Raw genomic sequence first — 13,686 nt, 5'->3', positions numbered from 1 at the left:
CGGCTCCTCTGCACCGCGCTACGGGGTCTACACCTCGGCGCCGCGTTGAGGGGCCAACGCCTCGGCGCCGCGCTGGGGGGCCAACACCTTGGCCAGCGGGGTCCGCTGCTCCGCCCAGGACACCAGCATCTCGCGGTCGATCAAGGTCGCGCCCACCGTCGGCAGGGCGGCGAACTCGCGCGCCGGCTTCGAGAACCCGCGGTTCGTCACGATGAGGATGATCCCGGCCTGGAACACCGCCCTGGCGCCGCCGAGCGCGTGCTGCACGACCGGCTGGCCGACCGTCGCCCTCGGGTCACCGGAGTGCTTGCACTGCACCATGAACGGGACGTTCAGGTCGGTGACCCCGAGGACGTCGCCGCCCATGTCACCGGCGCCGCCCTGCACCCGCGTGACGGTGAACCCGTCCCGTTCCAGCAGCGCCGCGACGGTGTGCTCGAAGGTCGTGAAGTGACCGTCGTCGATCTGCCCCAGGGTGATCGTGCTGCGCTTGGAGAACGCCTCGGCGGACATTCGTTCGTCGAGCATCCGCTCGTCGAACGTCCTTCCGTCCGCCGTCCCGTCGTCGTCCATGTGCCACTGGCGGCGGCCGAGCTTCGCGACCACCTCGACGGCGACGGCCCGCGCCTCCCGGTCGATCTCACCGAGGCCGTCCGCGTCCCACGGGGGCGCCGCCTCGCCACCGCTCTCCGCCGCCGCCTCGCCCGGGCGTCCGGCCCAGTACTGGCGCTCAAGGCCGCCGAGAGTCCTCCGCAGGCCGCACAGGTCGCGCTGCCACCCCCGGATCCGCAGCGTCAGCGACCCCAACCACCGCTCCAGGTCCGGGGGCGCCGGAAAGAGGCTGAGCTCCTCGGCCCGCGCGGCCGCCCGCTCGACCAGGTCCACGGTGTCGATCACCGTCTCGATCAGATCGACGGTGTCGCGGAGCGAGCGCCGGAGCCCCTTCGCGCCGACGGTGTGCCGGACGAGCACCATCGACTCACTGCGGTACCGATCGCCGAACCGGTCGCGGTCCCGCTCGTACGAGAGCCACCGCTCCAGGGCCTCGACCGCCTGGTCCACGAACCACCGCAGGTCGCCGTGCTCGTCGTCCTCGTACTCGTACATTCCGCCCCTCCCGTGAGCCACCGGGGGCAGCCTAGGCAACGGGTCCGACACTGCGAGCGGTGCCGTCCTGCCGACTGGCCGACCGAGCGATCAGGCAGCTGATCGGATCGTCGGCCGAAGCGAGCAACAAAATATGTAGACCGGTCTACATTTAACTGTTTGCCGGAACTGCGCACAGGAAGTCGACCTGTCCGACTTCCTGTGCACGACTCTCCCAGATTAAGCAGACCGACCGACATATTCTTTCGCGCCGAACAGCGCCAACCCGCTGCCCGCCTACCGTCGGCGGGCGGCCGCCAGCAGCTCGGGGACGGTGGCGAGCTTGACGCGGGGGCGGCCCTCGGCCTCGCCCCGGGCGCGCTCCGCCCGCTCCACGGCCCGCAGTCCCTTGAGCCCGACGGCGTCCGGGCGACGGTGGCGGACGAGGCGGTCGAAGTCCGCGCGGCTCGCCGCCGGGGCGGCCAGCGCGCGGGCCGCCGCGTCGTCCAGGAGCGCGTCCACGGTCTCGCGGGCGCACGCCCGGTTGGCGCCGATCCCGCCGGACGGCCCGCGCTTGGCCCACCCCACCACGTACGTCCCGGGCAGCGGCCGCCCCGTCGCCGGGTCCACGACCCGCCCGCCCCGGTGCGCGACCGTCGCCGTCCGCTCGTCGAAGGGCAGCCCGGGCACCGGTACGCCCCGGCGCCCTATGGAACGCACCACCAGGCCGGCCAACAGCGTGTCCGTCTCCCCGGTCGGTTCGGCTGCCCGGCCATCCGCAAGGGTGGTCCGGGCGACGGTCAGGCCCGTCACCCGCCCGGCCCCGGTGGACGCGCCGGGCTCGCTGGGCCCGCCGGGTTCACCGGGCGGGGTGAACGCGGTGAGCGCGGTCGGCGCGGACAGGAAGCGCAGCACGATCCGCTGGCCCGGCGCCGGCTCGGCGCCCCCGTCGAACGGCACCAGCGGCAGCCCGGCGAGCAACGCGGCCCGCGACTCCGACGCGTCCGGCGCGGCGATCGTCCCGGCCGCCGCCTCGATCGCCGCCCGCACCTCCGGGTGGTCCTCGACCACCACCTCGACGCCCGGCAGTTGCCGCAGCGCCAGGAACTCCGCCTTGGTCCAAGCGGCTTCGGCGGGCCCGCGCCGGGCGAGCAGCACGACTTCCCGCACCCGGCTGCGGCGCAGTGCGGCGAGGGCGTGGTCGGCGATGTCGGTGGTGGCGAGCCGGTCGGGGTCGGTGAGCAGGATGCGCGCGATGTCGACGGCGACGTTGCCGTTGCCGATGACGACCACCCGTTCGGCGCCGGGCCCGGACAGCTCCACCGCGTCGGCGGGCACGGTCGGTTGGGCGTTGTACCAGCCGACGAAGGTGGTCGCGGGCAGGCTGCCCGGCAGGTCCTCGCCGGGGATGCCGAGCCGCCGGTCGGCGGCCGCGCCGACGGCGTACACGACGGCGTGGTGGTGGGCGGTGAGTTCCTCGTGGGTCACGTCGGTACCGATGTCCACGTTGAGGTGCATCCGCAGCCGGGGGTCGTGGAAGACGCCGGCGAAGCTGTCCGCGATGCGTTTGGTGGACTGGTGGTCGGGCGCGACCCCGTGCCGCAGCAGGCCGCCGGTAACGGGCAGCCGGTCGATCATGGTGATCTCGGCACCGGTGCTGCGCAGCAGTTCCTGTGCGGTGTACCCGGCGGACGGGCCGGTGCCGACGATGGCGACGCGCAGCGTGCCGAGCCCGTCGGGCAGGCTGCGCGGGAAGGTGGGCGCGCCCCAGGCGTGGTCGTTGGGGTGGTCGCGGTACCAGTCGCGGTTGAGGTTGCCGAACACGGTGTCGGGCCCGCGCAGCCGGTCGACGGGGAACACCGCGTCCACCGGGCAGGCGTCCGCGCAGGCGCCGCAGTCGATGCAGGCCGCCGGGTCGATGTACAGCATGTCGGTGGTGCCGAACTCCGGTTCGTCCGGGGTCGGGTGGATGCAGTTGACCGGGCAGACGGACACGCACGAGGCGTCGTTGCAGCAGGTCCGGGTGATCGCGTAGGCCATGGCCGGGGTGGGGTCCCCTCGCTACAGGTGGTGAAGTGTGGGAGCTGGAGCCTTTTTTGACGTGTAGTCACAACATGTGGATGCGCCGGTAGATGGCGGCCGAGCGGCTGGTGAGCAGTCCGGTCTCGGCGAGGAACGCGATCAGGTGCCGGGAGCTGGTGCGCATCATCGCCTTGCGGTGCTCGTTGGCCCGCACTTCGACGATCGCCCGCTGGGTGTCGAGCCCGGCGGCCCGGTAGACCCCGGGGTGCACCATGCTGGAGACGATGACGTACGCGCCGACGGCGATGCCGGTGGCCGAGGCGCGGCGGCGGGCGGGGCCGGCGTGGCGCACCCGTTCGCGGATCTCCTGCCGGGCGAACTTCATGTGCCGCGACTCCTCGACGACGTGGATCCGGGAGGTGCCGCGGACGATGTCCAGGACGTTCTCGCCGCGCATCCAGTCACGCTGCATGACGTCGAGGACCTCTTCGGCCACCAGGATGCCGCCGTAGGCGAGTTCACCCTTCGCCAGGGCCTTGAACGCGCGCCCGGCCTGGGCGATGACCTTGTTCGGCCGGTACGCGGGGACGCCCATCTTCTCGCAGGCGCGGGCGAACATGATCGAGTGGCGGCACTCGTCGGCGATCTCGGTGAGCGCGAACTGGAACTCGGCGTTGGCGGGGTTCTTCAGGTACTGATCGCGCAGCACCATCTGCTGGAGGATCATCTCGAACCATATCCCGGTGTTCATGATCGAGCAGACCTCGTGCCGGGTGAGGGTGACCCGCTGCTGCTCGGTCATCTCGCCCCACAGCCGGGTGCCGTAGAGGGTGCTCCACTCCGGGTTGAGGCCGTAGTGGTCGGCCGGGAGCGGCGCGTCCCAGTCGATCTCGGTCGAGGGGTCGTAGGAGAGGGTCGCGGCGGACTCCAGCAGCCGCTTCGAGACGTCGTCGTCGGCCGCGGTGTGCCCGTGCGCACTCGCCGCCCGCCCTGCCGCCGCGTTGGTGAGAGCCATGGCTGCCTCCAGATGCCTGCCCCTACGGGTGCCCGCCCACCCCCTTATTAGACGGACAGTACAATAAGAGCCCGCCGCCGAGAACCCCCTGCGCAGCACCGGGCGGGCGCACGACCACAACTCCCGTGCCCCCTCTCGTCCGTGGCCTCCCCCAGCCGCCCCCTCCGCCCTCTCCGCCCCCTCCACCCCCGGATAGAGTGAGACGTGATCACCGACCAGCCCGAGGCGGATCCGGAGCGCGTCGCCCCCACCGGCGTACGGAACTTCCGCGACGCCGGCGGCGTCGGCTCCCTGCCGCGCGGCGTGCTGTACCGCTCCGCCGCCCTGCACGGCCTACACGACCTGCACGGTCTCGCGGCGGAGGGCGCGGACACGCTGCGGCGCCTCGGCCTGCGGACGGTCGTCGACCTGCGCAGCGACCCGGAGGTTGCGGAGCGCCCGGATGCCGTCGGCCTCGTCGACGCCCGGTACCTGCACGCACCGGTCTTCACCGAACGACGCTGGCCCGCCGACCAGTTGGAGCTGTACCCGCTGATGGCCGAGCGCGCCGGCGCGGCGGCGGTGGCCGTCCTGCGCCGCCTGCTCGCCGGCGGGGGCGAGGCCGTGCCGGTCCTGGTCCACTGCGCCTCGGGCAAGGACCGCACGGGAGTCGTCGTCGCCGTCCTGCAGACGCTGCTGGGCGCCTCCGAGGCGGAGGTCCTCCAGGACTTCCTGCGCTCGAACGACGAACTGGGCCTGACCAGCCCGCCGCCGACCGGGGCCGCGCACAACGCCCTGCCCGTACGCGAGGTGCATCTGCGGCGCGCGCTGCTGTCGATCCGGAGTCACCACGGATCGGTGGCGGAGTACCTCCTCGCGCACGGCGCGCAGGTGTCGGAGCTCGCCGCGGCGCGGCGGATCCCGGCCTGAACGAGCAGCCGGGCAGGGGCCGTTGAGTCCTCCGAACGAGCCCCCGCCCGGTGCTGCGCCGAGCGCCTCCGATCCGTACCGCCCCTGGTTGCGTGCTACGCGGCGCCCAGCGCCTGCCGCAGCGCCTCGGCCGCCTCCGCCGTCGCCTCCCGGAAGCGGCGGCCGATGCCGAGGTAGCTGGCGTAGCCGTGGATGAGGTCCGGCTGCCGGCTCAGGCGCACCGTCACCCCGGCCGTCTTCAGCGCCTCGGCGTACGCCTCGCCCTCGTCCCGCAGCGGGTCGAAGCCCGCGGTGCCGACGTACGTGGGCGGAAGCCCGGACAGGTCGGCGGCGAGCAGAGGCGACAGGCGCGGGTCCGTCCGGTCGGCCGGCGCGGGCGCGTAGCGGTCCAGGAACCAGTCCATGTCCGCGCTGGTCAGGAAGAAACCGTCGGCGAACAGTTCGCGCGAGGGCCGCCGGACGGAGGCGTCGACCGCCGGGTACAGCAGCAACTGGAACACCGGCGCCGGACCGCCCCGCCGCACCGCCGCCTGTGCGGTGACGGCCGCCAGGTTCCCGCCCGCGCTGTCGCCGCCGATCGCGATCCGCTCCGGATCCGCGCCCAGGTCGGCCGCCTTGGCGTACGCGAAGTCGAACGCGGCCAGCGCGTCGTCCGCAGCCGCCGGGAACGCGTGCTCGGGCGCGCGCCGGTACTCCACCGACAGCACCCGCACCTGCGCCCGCTGCGCCAGGAACCGCACCACGTGATCATGGCTGGCCCGACTGCCGACCACCCAGCCCCCGCCGTGCAGGTACACCAGCAGCCCGGAACCCGCCGCCAGCCCGCCCGGCGTGTACAGCGTGGCCGCCAACTCGCCGTACTCCTGCGGGATTCCGACGCTCCGGACGGCGACCGGCTGGATCGTCGCCCCGCCCACCAGGTACCGCGCGTGCTCCATCGCCTCCCGCGACGGCCCGACCCCGGCGGGCAGCACCAGGGCCGCCTTCGACAGGCGCTGCAACTTGAGGATCAACTGCGCGTCCAGCGACAGCACTTGACCGTCCCGTACCACCGGCGCGCCCGCGATCGCCCGCCGCAGCCCCTCCGGCAGCGCATACGCGCCCCGGACGACCGCGGCCTGGATCCGGACAGGGAAGGGAATCGTCATCTCTGCTGCCTCCTGGAGCCTCACCCGGAGCCCTCGACCGGGGACTCGGACCGGGAGCCCATGATGGGCCCGACCCACCCCAGACGGAAGCCCCCCTCGACGCCCCCTTCACCCACCCTCGACCGCCGACGCCCTCTCCGGCAAGAAATATGTAGACCGGTCTACAGTTTCTCCATCGCCGCCATCACCGCCATCTCCACCGCCTCCATCAGCACAGGAAGTCGGCCAGACCGACTTCCTGTGCGCACACCACCCGGGTGGCGGCAAGGAATCAGTAGACCGACCGACATATTTTTCCCGAACGCCCCACCCACATCCACGCCCCCACCCACCCTTGCGCTGCCGCCCTTCGGTCGGAGTCGGCGACGGGCCCTCGACATGGGCGGGCGACTTTCTTCAGGAATCTTTCCGCGCCCGACCGGCCTGACCAGCCCGACGAGTCAGCCCGTCAGCCCGTCAGCCGGCCCGGCTCGTCGGCGAGCGCCGGTCCTCGGCGTCGAACGCCACCAGGGAGCGCGCTCCGGGTCCGAGGGCGGCTTCCAGCGCGCGTAGGACGTCACCGTCCAATCCCCCCACCGCCTCCGCGAGTTCCTCCGCCACGTCCCGGGTGAGCTCCGCCGCCACGACGTCCTCGGGCGCGCGCGGACCGAGCTTGCTGACGGCAGCTGCCGCGCGGGCGGGGGTGAAAAGTGCCGCGGCCTGGACCAGGAGCCAGGCGGGGACCCCGGCCGCGCCCTGCGGCGGCGGCAGGTACGGGCGGGCGCCATCGTAGCGCTCGTCCTCGGCGAAGGCCTGCTGCTTCACCTTCACCACCGGACGCGCGCCGACCCCCTCGGGGCCCGTCTCCCGCCAGGTGCCGGCGGGTTTGAGGACGTAGCCCTCGGCGAGGTTGTCGGCGAGTTCGGGGAGCCCGAGGAGCGCGGGGACCAGGGTGGGGAAGGCGGCCGGCAGTTCCTGGAGCACGGTGAGCGCGCCGCGCCCGATCGAGGGGGCGCAGCCGAGGCCGGCGGCGCCGGCAGCGTCACGCAGAGCACGGTCGGAGATCCAGAACCGGCCCTCCGCGGTGTCGACGGTGGCGTCGAAGAGCAGCCACTCCAACCCCGGCGCGTACCAGACGCCGGTCTGCACGGGCTCGACCCCGGCGACGGCGGACACATCGGGGTGCGGGTAGCACCCGCCGGCCAGTTCACCGTAAACAGTCACCACAGCGCCCGCGCCCCCACCTGCACCCCCGCCCGCCACCTCGCGCACCGCCGAGGCGAACCGGGCGGCCGCCACCGCCAGCGCCGGCCAGACCCGGCTGACGCCGAAGAAGCCGTCCAGCGCGTCCTCGCCCAGGAGCTCCCGCCGCTTGGCCGGACGGACCGCACCCCCCTCGCAGACCACGGCGAAGTGCGCCCCGTGCACCTTCTCCACGGCGACCCACTCCCGGTTCCCGGAGGCAGAGAGCCTGCCCCTCGCCGAGATCTTGGGGTACGGCCGCAACGCGGAGCCTTCGAACCTGGTGTCAGCCACACCCGAAATCATCACCGCGAGCCCCACCCCCGGACAACGGAGTTTCACCTCCCACCACAACCCCGCTACGCACAGCCCCCCGCCGTCGCAGAGCGCCCGCACCAGATAAGCCACCACAGGCCGGTGGGCCTCGACGCAACGTCGAGGCCCACCGGCCTGTCTACAGGCTGTTCACGTTCTTCGGATCGGTTCAGCTCGCCCCACGGCGAGCGCCATCAGGGCGCGTGCTGCTCGTAGTTGAGGCTCCACTGCTGGTTGGCCTGCAGACCGGGGCAGTTCCAGATCCCGAGCCGGGTGCCCTGCTCGGTGGCCCATCCGGGCAGTTCGAGGCAGCGGCCGCCGGGGTTGTCCGCAGTGACGGTGGCGGGGAGGTAGATCCGGCCGACCGAGGAACTGCCGAGCCGGAAGTTCACCTACCTCCTGAACGGCTCCAAGGCACCGCCCACCATCACGACCGAGTCGATCAACGACGACGCGGTCACCTACTCCGCGAGCGTCCAGATCTTCGACGGCCTGGGACGGCCGCGGCAGACCCAGAGCACCAGCGCCGCCAAGCCGACCGGGCGCCTGATCACCGACACCGTCTACGACACCCACGGCTGGGTGATCAAGACCTCGGACCCGTACTACGAACAGGGGTCATTCCCCACCAACTCCGTCTTCGTCCCGGCAGCAGACGGCCAGGTCCCGGGCCAGACGTGGAACACCTACGACGGAAACGGGCGCGTCGTGCGCTCGGAGTTCCGCTCCTACGGGAACCTCCAGTGGGCCACCAGCACCGCCTACCCTGGCGCTGACCGCACCGACGTCACCCCTCCCTCGGGCTCCACGCCAACCTCGACCGTGACGGATGCCCGAGGCCGCACCACCGCTCTGGGGCAGTACCGGACGGCAACTGCAACCGGGAACCTGGCCGACGCGGACGTCACCAGCTACGGATACACGCCGACCGGTCTCACCACGTCCCGGACCGACAGCAGCGGCAACGCCTGGAACTACTCCTACGACCTGCTCGGGCGTCAGACCTCGGCCTCCGACCCGGACACCGGAGTGACCCGGACGTTCTACGACGTCAACTCGCGCGTCGACCACACCCTCGACGCCAAGAACAACACCCTCTCCTACACCTACGACCTGCTCGGCCGTAAGACCGGCACGTTCAACGGTGCCGTGGCACCAGCGAACCAGCTGGCCTCCTGGAGCTACGACACCCTCGTCAAGGGCCAGCCCACCTCCTCCACCCGCTACGTCGGCGGCGCAGGCGGCACCGCCTATACCAAGGCCGTCACCGACTACGACACCGCCTACCGTCCTCTCGGCTCATCGATCACCATCCCGTCCGCCGAGGGCGCACTCGCCGGTACCTACACGACGACCAACACCTACAGCCCGGTCATCGGCTCCCTGAAGACGGTCAGTGTCCCCGCCGCCGGCGGCCTGCCGGCCGAAACCGTCAGCTACGGCCGGACCATCACCGGCCTGCTCACCGCGGCCGCCAGCCTCAGCAAGGCCGTCATCGCCAAGGTCGAGTACGACGCCCTTGCACGCCCGGTGCGTACGACGGTCGGTCAGTACGGCAAGCAGGTCGTCTCCACCCAGCAGTACGACTGGGCCACCGGACGGGTCATCAACAACTTCACCGACCGCCAGGTCGGAACTGTCTCGGTCGACCAGACCAGCTACACCTACACCCAGTCCGGCCAGATCACCTCGGCCACCACCATCCAGGACGCCTCGGCGACCGACACCCAGTGCTTCACCTATGACCACCTCCGCCGGCTGACCGGCGCCTGGACCGACACCGCGGGCACCTTCACCACCGCCGACTGGACCGACTCCTCGGGCGAGGTCCACGGCACCGGCAGTTCCACCACCGTGCCCGGCGTCGGCGGCTGCAACAACGCGAACGGCCCGGCCACCGTCAACCCCGGTGGACGGACCGTCGGCGGACCGGCGCCCTACTGGAACACCTACACCTACGACGCGACCGGCAACCGCACCGGCCTCGTGCAGCACGACATCACCGGCAACAGCCTCAACGACATCACCACGGCCCAGACCTTCGGAGCCGCCAAGAGCACCAACTCCCCGACCAGCGCCCCCAACACCGGCGGCGGAACCGGCGGGCCCCACGCCCTGCTCACCTCGACCACCAGCGGGCCGGCAGGTACCAAGGCCGTCAGCTACCAGTACGACGCCAAGGGCAACACCACCGCCATCACGGACACCGGCGGTACCACCACCCTGGCCTGGAACGGCGAGGACAAGCTCGACTCCGTCACCAAGACCGGCCAGGCCGCCGCCACCACCTACCTGTACGACGCCGACGGCAACCAACTCATCCGCCGCAACCCCGGCAAGACCACGCTCAACCTGCCCACCGACGAGCTCACCCTCGACACGGCCAGCGGATCCACGAGCAACGTCCGCTCCATCACCGCCCCTGGCGGACTGACCTACACCCGCGTCACCGCCGCCATCGGCGGAGGCAGCGTCCTGATCCAGGCCGCCGACCCGCACGGCACCAGCGGCCTCCAGGTCAACACCAACGCGACCCAGACCGTCACCCGCCGCCCCACCGACCCGTTCGGCAACCCCCGCGGCACCCAGCCCTCCGCTAATCAGTGGGCCGGCACCAAGGGCTTCGTCGGCGGCAGCAAGGACGACACCACCGGACTCACCAACCTCGGCGCCCGCCAGTACGACCCCATCCGCGGACGCTTCATCAGCCCCGACCCCATCCTCGACACAGCCGACCCCCAACAGTGGAACGGCTACGCCTACAGCAACAACAACCCCGTCAACCTCTCCGACCCCAGCGGCCTTCGCCCTGAGGGCAAGTGCAGCGGAAACTGCGCCAACGTCGACGGCAGCATCGACCTCTGGGCAGGCGGCCCCGGCAACTACCAATACGCCAACATCAAGGTGGCGGAGGACAAAGACGACTACGTCATCACCACCCAGTACATCAACTTCAGCCACCCGGCCGCATCCGCCATTGCCCAGGACCGGGTCGCGAAGCCGAAAGAGGCCAAGCCCACCTGTTACTACGCCATGGGGGCCAAGTACAACTGCGGGCCAGACGTGTCCACGTCGCCGAACTGGAACTACCCGTCGACCTACATGAAAATCGACAGGGGAAAACTGGAAAGCTGGCAGAAGGTCTTCGTCGGCGCAGTCGGGATCATCAGCCTCGCATTCATCGCCGCTCCTATTGCCGTCGAAGCGGCCCCGGCTTGCCTCGCAGCCATCATCGAGTGCGGTGCCCTGGTCGCTGACGTTGCTTCGGGAGAAGCTGCGGCAGGCAGCACGGCCCTCGCCGGCGCGGGAATAGCCACAACCGCAACAGCGGCGCGGATGCTGGCTTGCGGCGGTCGAAAAAACAGCTTCACACCCGACACACCAGTTCTCCTCGCCGACGGAACTTCCAAGCCCATCAGCGAAGTAAAGCCCGGGGACAAGGTCGTCGCCACCGATCCGGAATCCGGCAGCACAAACGCCGAACCGGTAACCAACACCATCACAGGATCAGACGACCGTGACTTCACTGATCTGACAGTCGCAGATCTGGCCGATCCCACCAAGACCTCAACCATCACCTCCACCCAAGGGCACCCTTACTGGGATGAAACCACCCGACGCTGGACCGAAGCAGGAGACGTCAAGACCAGCGAGCAACTGCTGACTGCAGACAGAAAGACCGTCTCCGTTCTCCAGGTCAGCACCTACCACACCAATCCCCAATCGACCTACAACCTCACCGTCGCCAACCTCCACACGTACTATGTGCTGGCTGGCAATACGCCGGTGCTGGTGCACAATGACGATGGCGATGATTACAACCAGGCGATGAATAAGGCACTGGCATGGCTTGAGCAGCGTGGATTCAAGGCCGAAAGGCCTACAATCGGCAAATTTGGCACAATTCAAGGCAAGCCGATCGGCACGCAGACCAGTGATGGAAAGACGGGATTCAGGATCGAGTTCGACGAGCGCAATGGCGCTCATATCAATGTCTGGAGTGGAAAGGAAAAGGGGCCACACTTTAATTTCGATGCTACCGAGTCAACTGTAACGAAAATCCAAGGCCGTTTCGGATGTGGATGATGACTGAAAATTACTGGGCGAATACCGTATACGGGGCCCCGCCGCTTGAGGGCCTGGAGCGTTGTGATGATTCGGCCATCTTCAACTGGCTAAGTCTTCAATTTCCGGCCATTGGAACGAAGATTGACTGGGCTCGCGTGCCAGGCAGGCATGCGCACTGGCGAATTGCCGATGAAATGCAGCTAGCTGCAATGGCGACCAAGGAAGTATGTCTGCGTGCCCTCCCGGATTCGGTGGTTGAGCACGTCGGAGATGGCCTCTCTCCCTATGGGGTGCGTTTCACGAACGCCATCTGCGCTTCGATTGTTGCCGAGTTGCTCGAAATTCCTGAGCACCACTATTTCCTTGCCGTGGATCGATCATGGATTGTAGTCGTTAGTACCGAAGGGGATCTCGACATCGTCGATCAGCTTCGTTTTGAAAATGATCAGCTTGGAGATCCTGGTGATCAATCGGGTGGTGTTTGAGTAACCTGGTATGGGTGACTGCTCGAACGCGGGTGCGGGCGGCGGGGAGGGCGCGGAAGAGCTGGCGCCTCGGTTGGGGATTCGGGTCGCGCGGCGAGCTGGCGCGGCTTGTATCAAGTGTCTAATATCGAGCGCCATGTAGAACTCATCGCGGCCTGCGCTATTCGACACCCGAAGTGGGCGACAATGTGTCGTCAAGAGCGGTTGGAGTAGCTTCAGATCATTGCCACCTCCTATTTCTCGGATGACGCAGGGCTGGGATTCTTTGAGTCGCTGCTCGGCGAGTAGGATGGAAAGTCAGAGGCCCCACCGGATTTGTTTCCGGTGGGGCCTCTGGGGTGTCTGACGGCAGTAGTTGACGGCAACGTCAGCGGACGGGTGCTGCACAAAGCGGCGGTTCGACGCCGTCGTCGGGTCGGGTGGCGGGCTCGTCGGGGTTGCGAAGGGCGTTGCCGAGGAGGTCGATGGCGTCGCGCTGGAGGCGGAGCCGGACGTGGGCGTACACCGTCGCGGTCACCCCGATGTGGGCATGACCCAACAGTTCCTTGATGACCACGAGTTCGACGCCCTGTTCCAGGAGGAGGGTGGCCGCCGACTGGCGGAGGTCGTGGAAGCGGATGCGGCGGAGCCTGGCCCGGCGGAGCAGTGCGGTGAAGTGGCGGGTGAGGGTAGCTCCCTCGATCGGGGCGCCGTTGGGCCGGGTGAAGACGTAGCCGCTGTCCTTCCAGTCCGCGCCCGCCGCTTGGCGTTCCTGGCGCTGCTGGTCGCGGTGCTGTGCGAGGGAGCGCAGGCATGGGGTAGGCAGTGCGATGCGCCGCTCCGAACTCTGGGTCTTGGTCGGCAGGGCGATCAGGCCGCCGGAGTTGGTGCGCTGGAGGGTTCGGCGGATGCTGGCGGTTCCGCCGGCCAGGTCGAGGTCTTTCCAGCGCAGGCCGAGGAGTTCGCCCTTGCGGAGCCCGGTTCGCAGAGCGAGTTCGAACAGTGCGTGCCGCCGGTGGCCGTGGGTAGCGGCGAGGAACGCGCGGGCTTCCTGCGCGGTGAGGGGTTCGAAGCGGCGGGGTCGGGGTGTGCCCATGCGGACGTTGTGGGGGATCTCCTCCTCTCGGACGGCATGTTCCAGGGCGGACTTGAGGACGGAGTGGACGTAGGCGAGGCTCAGCGGGGAGAGCCGCTTGCCGCAGCACGTACCAATGGCGCAGAAGCGGGGCTGGTCGCGGGCGGCGTCGAGGCCACGGGCGCAGCGCTGGCGGGTGGTGCGGCACTGGCCCTCGCGAGATGGGTGCAATCCAGGGCCACGGTCCAGCAGTCGGCTCGGGCAGGGTGTCGTCGGACGGCGGGGGGACATCGCACTGCCGTATGGGTTGTCCTCGAACCGAAGATCGGTGAGCCCGGGCGGGGTTCAGGGTTCGTGTATCTA

Annotated in this window: 9 protein-coding genes and 1 pseudogene; 3 read left to right on the top strand and 7 right to left on the bottom strand. The window is 69.7% G+C overall.

Annotated elements, in window-relative coordinates; all coding sequences use genetic code 11:
• Nucleotides 1-27: 27 nt before the first annotated feature.
• The 3 genes from ACFWPI_RS21385 to ACFWPI_RS21375 all read right to left on the bottom strand — a co-directional run bounded on the left by ACFWPI_RS21385 (nucleotide 28) and on the right by ACFWPI_RS21375 (nucleotide 4,123).
• Nucleotides 28-1,107, bottom strand: a complete 1,080-nt coding sequence (locus tag ACFWPI_RS21385) for a restriction endonuclease (RefSeq protein WP_380378704.1) — start codon at nucleotides 1,105-1,107, stop codon at nucleotides 28-30.
• Between the two features lie 276 nt (nucleotides 1,108-1,383).
• Complete coding sequence (locus tag ACFWPI_RS21380; RefSeq protein ID WP_380378706.1) at nucleotides 1,384-3,126, bottom strand: FAD-dependent oxidoreductase; 1,743 nt, start codon at nucleotides 3,124-3,126, stop codon at nucleotides 1,384-1,386.
• A 67-nt stretch (nucleotides 3,127-3,193) separates the two neighbouring features.
• Complete coding sequence (locus ACFWPI_RS21375; protein ID WP_380378708.1) at nucleotides 3,194-4,123, bottom strand: diiron oxygenase; 930 nt, start codon at nucleotides 4,121-4,123, stop codon at nucleotides 3,194-3,196.
• A gap of 204 nt (nucleotides 4,124-4,327) precedes the next feature.
• Between ACFWPI_RS21375 and ACFWPI_RS21370 the strand changes: the two genes are divergently transcribed.
• Nucleotides 4,328-5,032: a tyrosine-protein phosphatase gene (locus ACFWPI_RS21370; RefSeq protein WP_380378709.1), complete on the top strand. Its 705-nt coding sequence runs from the start codon at nucleotides 4,328-4,330 to the stop codon at nucleotides 5,030-5,032.
• A gap of 95 nt (nucleotides 5,033-5,127) precedes the next feature.
• On the opposite strand, the gene ACFWPI_RS21365 is transcribed toward ACFWPI_RS21370, so the two are convergent.
• From ACFWPI_RS21365 to ACFWPI_RS21355, 3 genes are all read right to left on the bottom strand, one after another.
• Nucleotides 5,128-6,180, bottom strand: a complete 1,053-nt coding sequence (locus ACFWPI_RS21365; protein ID WP_380378711.1) for an alpha/beta hydrolase — start codon at nucleotides 6,178-6,180, stop codon at nucleotides 5,128-5,130.
• Nucleotides 6,181-6,636: 456 nt separating this feature from the next.
• Entirely contained in the window at nucleotides 6,637-7,695 is a 1,059-nt protein-coding gene (locus ACFWPI_RS21360) for an RNA ligase family protein (protein ID WP_380378713.1), read from the bottom strand.
• A gap of 215 nt (nucleotides 7,696-7,910) precedes the next feature.
• The gene (locus ACFWPI_RS21355) at nucleotides 7,911-8,108 is read right to left on the bottom strand and encodes a hypothetical protein (RefSeq protein ID WP_380380119.1); all 198 of its coding nucleotides are present in this window, start codon (nucleotides 8,106-8,108) and stop codon (nucleotides 7,911-7,913) included.
• Between the two features lie 190 nt (nucleotides 8,109-8,298).
• On the opposite strand from ACFWPI_RS21355, the gene ACFWPI_RS21350 reads away from it, so the two are divergent.
• Together ACFWPI_RS21350 and ACFWPI_RS21345 are read left to right on the top strand one after the other, a co-directional pair.
• Nucleotides 8,299-11,802, top strand: coding sequence for a polymorphic toxin-type HINT domain-containing protein (locus ACFWPI_RS21350; RefSeq protein ID WP_380380121.1), 3,504 nt, complete (start codon nucleotides 8,299-8,301; stop codon nucleotides 11,800-11,802).
• Entirely contained in the window at nucleotides 11,793-12,269 is a 477-nt protein-coding gene (locus ACFWPI_RS21345; protein WP_380424974.1) for a hypothetical protein, read from the top strand. Before ACFWPI_RS21350 ends, ACFWPI_RS21345 begins: the two co-directional genes overlap by 10 nt.
• Before the next feature lie 367 nt (nucleotides 12,270-12,636).
• On the opposite strand, the pseudogene ACFWPI_RS21340 reads toward ACFWPI_RS21345, so the two are convergent.
• A pseudogene (locus ACFWPI_RS21340) lies at nucleotides 12,637-13,533 on the bottom strand (tyrosine-type recombinase/integrase); the annotation flags it as partial.
• Nucleotides 13,534-13,686 lie beyond the last annotated feature (153 nt).

Origin of the sequence: Kitasatospora sp. NPDC058492, assembly GCF_042720685.1 — a bacterium.
Taxonomy (GTDB): domain Bacteria; phylum Actinomycetota; class Actinomycetes; order Streptomycetales; family Streptomycetaceae; genus Kitasatospora.
Note: the sequence above shows the minus strand (reverse complement) of the source record. Positions and strands in the feature narration are given on the sequence as shown.

Excerpts from the sequence above, each read along its gene's own strand:
- ACFWPI_RS21385 (WP_380378704.1), bottom strand. The coding sequence starts at position 1,107 with ATGTACGAGTACGAGGACGACGAGCACGGCGACCTGCGGTGGTTCGTG.
- ACFWPI_RS21380 (WP_380378706.1), bottom strand. The coding sequence starts at position 3,126 with ATGGCCTACGCGATCACCCGGACCTGCTGCAACGACGCCTCGTGCGTG.
- ACFWPI_RS21375 (WP_380378708.1), bottom strand. The coding sequence starts at position 4,123 with ATGGCTCTCACCAACGCGGCGGCAGGGCGGGCGGCGAGTGCGCACGGG.
- ACFWPI_RS21365 (WP_380378711.1), bottom strand. The coding sequence starts at position 6,180 with ATGACGATTCCCTTCCCTGTCCGGATCCAGGCCGCGGTCGTCCGGGGC.
- ACFWPI_RS21345 (WP_380424974.1), top strand. The coding sequence starts at position 11,793 with ATGTGGATGATGACTGAAAATTACTGGGCGAATACCGTATACGGGGCC.